General features: G+C 37.2%; 4 protein-coding genes. 2 read left to right on the top strand and 2 right to left on the bottom strand.

Features of this window, described 5'->3' with window-relative positions; translation table 11 throughout:
* Positions 1-321, top strand: a 321-nt coding sequence (locus tag GQR46_RS15745) for a PhzF family phenazine biosynthesis protein (RefSeq protein ID WP_165741427.1), incomplete at its 5' end; no start/stop codon positions are given.
* 18 nt (positions 322-339) lie between these two features.
* On the opposite strand, the gene egtD is transcribed toward GQR46_RS15745, so the two are convergent.
* Entirely contained in the window at positions 340-1,314 is a 975-nt protein-coding gene (gene egtD / locus GQR46_RS15740) for an L-histidine N(alpha)-methyltransferase (protein ID WP_010552853.1), read from the bottom strand.
* Positions 1,311-2,582, bottom strand: a complete 1,272-nt coding sequence (gene egtB, locus GQR46_RS15735) for an ergothioneine biosynthesis protein EgtB (RefSeq protein ID WP_165741426.1) — start codon at positions 2,580-2,582, stop codon at positions 1,311-1,313. The genes egtD and egtB overlap by 4 nt, the downstream gene beginning before the upstream one ends.
* Before the next feature lie 893 nt (positions 2,583-3,475).
* Between egtB and GQR46_RS15730 the strand changes: the two genes are divergently transcribed.
* Positions 3,476-5,056 (top strand): BCCT family transporter, encoded by a 1,581-nt coding sequence (locus tag GQR46_RS15730; protein ID WP_165741425.1) that lies wholly within the window; start codon positions 3,476-3,478, stop codon positions 5,054-5,056.
* Positions 5,057-5,160 lie beyond the last annotated feature (104 nt).

Genomic DNA, 5,160 nt, shown 5'->3' with positions numbered 1-5,160 from the left:
GAACTTGAAAATAATTCCGATGAAAAACAGAACTTAAAAAATTTACACGTTGATTTTAAAGCTTTGTGTGCACTCCACAAAAATGCAGTAATTGCCCTTAGTATAAAAAATAAAGACAAGAAAAATGCCATAGCGCATTTTAGATACTTTGCACCCCAGTTTGGTGTAAATGAAGACAGTGCTACAGGCTCTGCGGTATCTGTTATTGCCCCCCTGCTATTTAGACTACACGGTTTAAATAAAGCTATGCTTGTACAGCAGTCAAATAGTGGCGCATTGCTAAACTATGAGTTTAACAATGCTAAAGTTGTCATTTACTAAACATAACTTAAGTAATGCTTAAAGCGGTCTTAATAAACACAGGGCAAAATAGTTACTATCGTCTTGCCATGTTTGCTCTAACTTTAAATTAGCTTGCGCAGCAAGCTGCTTAAACGACTCGAGCGTGTACTTGTGAGAGTTTTCTGTATGGATACTTTCGCCTTCTATAAAGTCTATTTGCTGATCATTTATAATCACGCTTTGAGTACGATTACTTACTAAATGCATTTCGATACGGCTATGTTGCTCGTTAAAGCGTGACTCGTGGCTAAAGTTATCTATATTAAATGTGCCGTTTAGCTCGTTATTAATACGTTGTAGTAAATTTTTATTAAAAGCAGCGGTAACTCCCGCTTTATCGTTATATGCATCAAGTAACACTTGGCGCTCTTTTACTAAATCAACCCCAATTAATACATAACCATTTACACCGCATAAGCGATGGAAATTATTCATAATTTCTATGGCTTTAACTGGGGCAAAATTACCAAGAGTGGAGCCCGGAAAGTACACCAAATTAGTTTGGCTGTCTAAAGCGGTGTCTTTGGTTAACTGTTTAACCATTTGGCTGTGTGTAAAGTCTCCTAATAATGGCGAAATTGCCAAATCTGGAAATAACGGTGACAAATGTGCAAGTGAATAACTGAGCATCTCCTCAGATATTTCAAACGGTACAAAGGTTTTAACGTTTGCCATATGCGCTAATAAATAGGCTACCTTTTTACCCGAGCCACAGCCGGGCTCTATAATAGAGAGGTTTTCAGGTAGCATTTGAGCAATCGACTTCGAATGTTGCTCTAATATAGAAAGCTCCGTACGTGTTACGTAATACTCTTGTAAGGTTGTTATTTGCTCAAATAATGCAGCACCTTTATCATCATAAAAATATTTACACGGAAGCGTTTTTTGTTGTTGAGTTAATCCGCTTATCACGTCGTTTAGAAATTCAGTGTCGGTTATGTTGCTTTGCTTAATCGCTGTTACTTGGCTCATACTATATCCTTAGCTAGTCTTATCCCGCTGCACATCCACGCTTGATGCGGGTAATAAAAATTACGGTATGTTTGTCGTAAATGGTTTTGAGGGGTAAACACACACCCACCACGTAACACCATTTGGTTATTCATAAATTTACCATTGTATTCCCCTGCTATTCCTTCAATAGGCTTAAAACCGGGGTATGGTAAATATGCACTGTTCGTCCATTGCCAACACGAATCAGTTAACTGATTTATTTTAGTATCACCTTTTGCTTGCTGTGGTGTTAGGTAGTGATTATTAGTGTCTTTTGAAGGATTATTTTTAGCTGCATATTCCCATTCGAACTCTGTAGGCAAGCGAGCTTTTACAAAATTAGCATAGGCGCTGGCCTCAAAATAACTAACATGACAGATCGGGGCATTTAAATTGAGAGGCTCTAATCCATAGTGTGTAAACTCAAACCACTCGTTATCTATACAATGCCAATATAATGGTTGCGTTAGAGCGTTGTTTTGTATATTTGCCCAACCGTCACTTAACCAATACTGTGGATTGCTGTATCCACCTGCATTTATAAAGTCTAAATATTCACCATTGGTGACCAATCTATTAGCAAAACTGAATGGATGAATTAATACTTGGTGTTTGGGGCGCTCGTTATCATATGCAAATTCATCGTCGGCATTTGTACCTATATTAATAATACCTTGCTCAAAATTTATAAAATTAAGAGGCTTAATATCTGCTGATTTGTTTTGGCTGTTTAAAGGCGATGTTTTATATTGCGGAAATAATGGATTTACTGAAAAGTTATATTTGATGTCCATAAACATTAGTTCTTGATGCTGTTGCTCATGGTGTAACCCAAGTTCAATAATATCTTTAATTTGTGGACTAACTTCAGTTTTAAGTAATTCAACCATACAGCTATCAACATGCTCTCTGTAAGCTAGTACTTCATCTAAACTAGGCCTGGATAAACTACCTCGGTGTGCGCGCTTAAATTGCTCTCCAATCCCATTGTAGTAAGAATTGAAAAGCATTCTATAGTGAGAGTTAAACACATTGTACTGCTTGCAATAAACACTAAGTAAAAACGTTTCAAAAAACCACGTGGTGTGCGCTAAATGCCATTTGCTTGGGCTGGTATCTGCCATAGCTTGTAATTGGCAATCTTCTACAGTGAGTGGTTCAATAATAGCCAGGCTTTCACCTCTAACGCTGCAAAAGCGTTTAACAAGTTCGTTTTTATTGGTATTGTTTAAAGCGCATTCACGCATAATAGTATTAATCCTTTGCCTATCTATTTATAAAATATAGCTTAGGGCATGCTGAGTTTTTTGGATTGAAATTTATTCAATCTAGGGGTGATTAAATCGCGGCACGAGGTTTGTAACCTAGCGGGCTAAGTAAAAACCGAGTAACAAAGAGTTAATCGTCCCTAGAAAGAACCCAAAGGGCAGTGTATGTTTGGTATTTATGCTGCGTTATCGCCTATTTATGGGGAATGACCACACTACATAGGCTCTGCCTTGCCTAAAAACCAAACATACTACTGTAAATTCAATCGCCAAAATTCAACATGCCCTAATGTTGTGTTAAATCATATTCATATTACAACTTGATTAAAGATGCTTATCAGCTTATAAATTTATACTAGCCCTGGAGGGAAATTTGCTCTTTACTGCTCAGCTTTTAATTATTCTCACGTGTATGTAAGCATGTAGAATAACGCAGATTTGAAACAGCACCGTTAGGTTACAAACTTAGGATCGATTAAATCGCTCCTAAATAGAACAAATTTCAATCCTAAAAGGTCAACAAGCCCTAGTATTTAAGCATTAATTAAGTTGCTTAAAAGTGATCTTTTTTTACTTAACCAAGTAAATTAATACTTTTAATAGCAAACTAAATTTTAACGTTCACTGAATTTATAATTTTAGGGCTTTTTAAATAAAAGAATCATGAATTTGGCTATATAAACAGCGTTTTAAATGCAAATTCATTTACATTTAATATTTAACTCATACACTACTAGCTGTATGATCACTCTTCAAATTAGTTAGTCTTCAAATAATTATGGTATTACATTTACTTAATATTTAAAGGCTAATGTAATTCGATATGACGCCGAATTTATTTTGGCTTGTTAGGACAACTAAAGAGGTATTGCATGAAGGAAAATCATGACAAATATAGTATTGACAGTACAGACTACACTGTAGGTCAAGACAACGTACAAAAATGGGGGCTTGATATACATAACTCTGTTTTCGGCATAAGTGCCGGACTGATTGTCATTTTTTTAATCGCCATTCTTGTTACCGATCCACAAACGGCTAAATCTGCTCTTGATGGTATAAAAACAGATATTATCAATAACTTTGACGCCTTATTTATGTGGGCTGCTAATTTTTTCGTTGTTTTTTGTTTAGCGCTTATTGTTTCACCTTACGGTAACATTCGTTTAGGTGGTGATGATGCTAAACCGACTCACTCACGTATCTCATGGTTAGCTATGTTATTTGCTGCGGGAATGGGTATTGGCTTAATGTTTTGGGGCGTTGCTGAACCACTTGCTTATTATACAGGCTGGTTTGAAACACCACTGAATGTAACACCTAATACACCCGAGGCGGCAAAAGTAGCAATGGGTGCGACTATGTTTCACTGGGGTCTTCACCCGTGGGCTATTTATGCCGTTGTAGGGCTTTCGCTTGCATTTTTTACTTATAATAAAGGCTTACCACTGTCTATTCGTTCTATCTTTTATCCTATTTTAGGTGATAGAGCATGGGGCTGGCCAGGTCACCTCATCGATATTTTAGCCGTGCTTGCAACCCTGTTTGGTCTTGCTACTTCTTTAGGACTTGGGGCACAGCAAGCTTCTGCAGGAATAGACCATGTATTTGGTACCTCAGGCGGAGTTGGTTCACAAATTTTAGTCATTATAGGTGTTTCACTTTTAGCTATTGTTTCAGTAATTCGTGGGATTGATGGCGGCGTTAAAGTACTTAGTAATGCCAATATGCTAATCGCCTTAGTTTTGCTTATCTTTGTTTTTTTAGTAGGCTTTGCTGTTTCTGTAGGTAATATCCCGACTACTGTTATGGGGTATATAGAAAATATCATCCCACTAAGTAATCCTCATGGTCGTGAAGATGAAACTTGGATGCACGGGTGGACTGTATCTTATTGGGCATGGTGGATTTCTTGGTCACCGTTCGTAGGTATGTTTATCGCGCGTGTATCACGTGGTCGTACAATTCGTGAATTTTTAATTGCGGTATTGCTTGTTCCTACTGCTGTTACTATTTTATGGATGTCGATATACGGCGGCATTGCTATTGATCAAGTAGTTAATGGTGTGGGTGAATTAGGTGCTAATGGCTTAACTGAAGTACCTCTGGCTATGTTCCAGATGTTTGATGCATTACCTCTATCTAATATCTTATCGTTTATTGCGATTGTACTAGTATTAGTGTTTTTTATTACGTCATCGGACTCTGGTTCTTTGGTAATTGATTCAATCACTGCCGGTGGCAAAATTGATGCTCCAGTACCACAGCGTATTTTTTGGGCTGTGACTCAAGGTGCAGTAGCCGCTGCATTACTTTGGATAGGCGGGACTGAAGCGATTCAAGCACTTCAAGCTGGCTCTGTATCAGCAGGATTACCTTTCACTATTGTATTGTTATTTATGTGTTTAAGCTTAGTTTTAGGTTTACGAACTGAGCCTCGCTCAATTAAATAATACTTTGAGTAAGTAACACTTTTACTTAGTAACAAAAGCGCCGCAATTTTTGCGGCGTTTTTTTGTTTAACTATTTAAAATCATACCAATTCGCTTAATAAAGT

This window comes from Pseudoalteromonas sp. Z1A6 (genome assembly GCF_011378745.1).
GTDB lineage: Bacteria > Pseudomonadota > Gammaproteobacteria > Enterobacterales > Alteromonadaceae > Pseudoalteromonas > Pseudoalteromonas arctica.
This window is presented reverse-complemented; position numbering and strand designations above follow the sequence as displayed.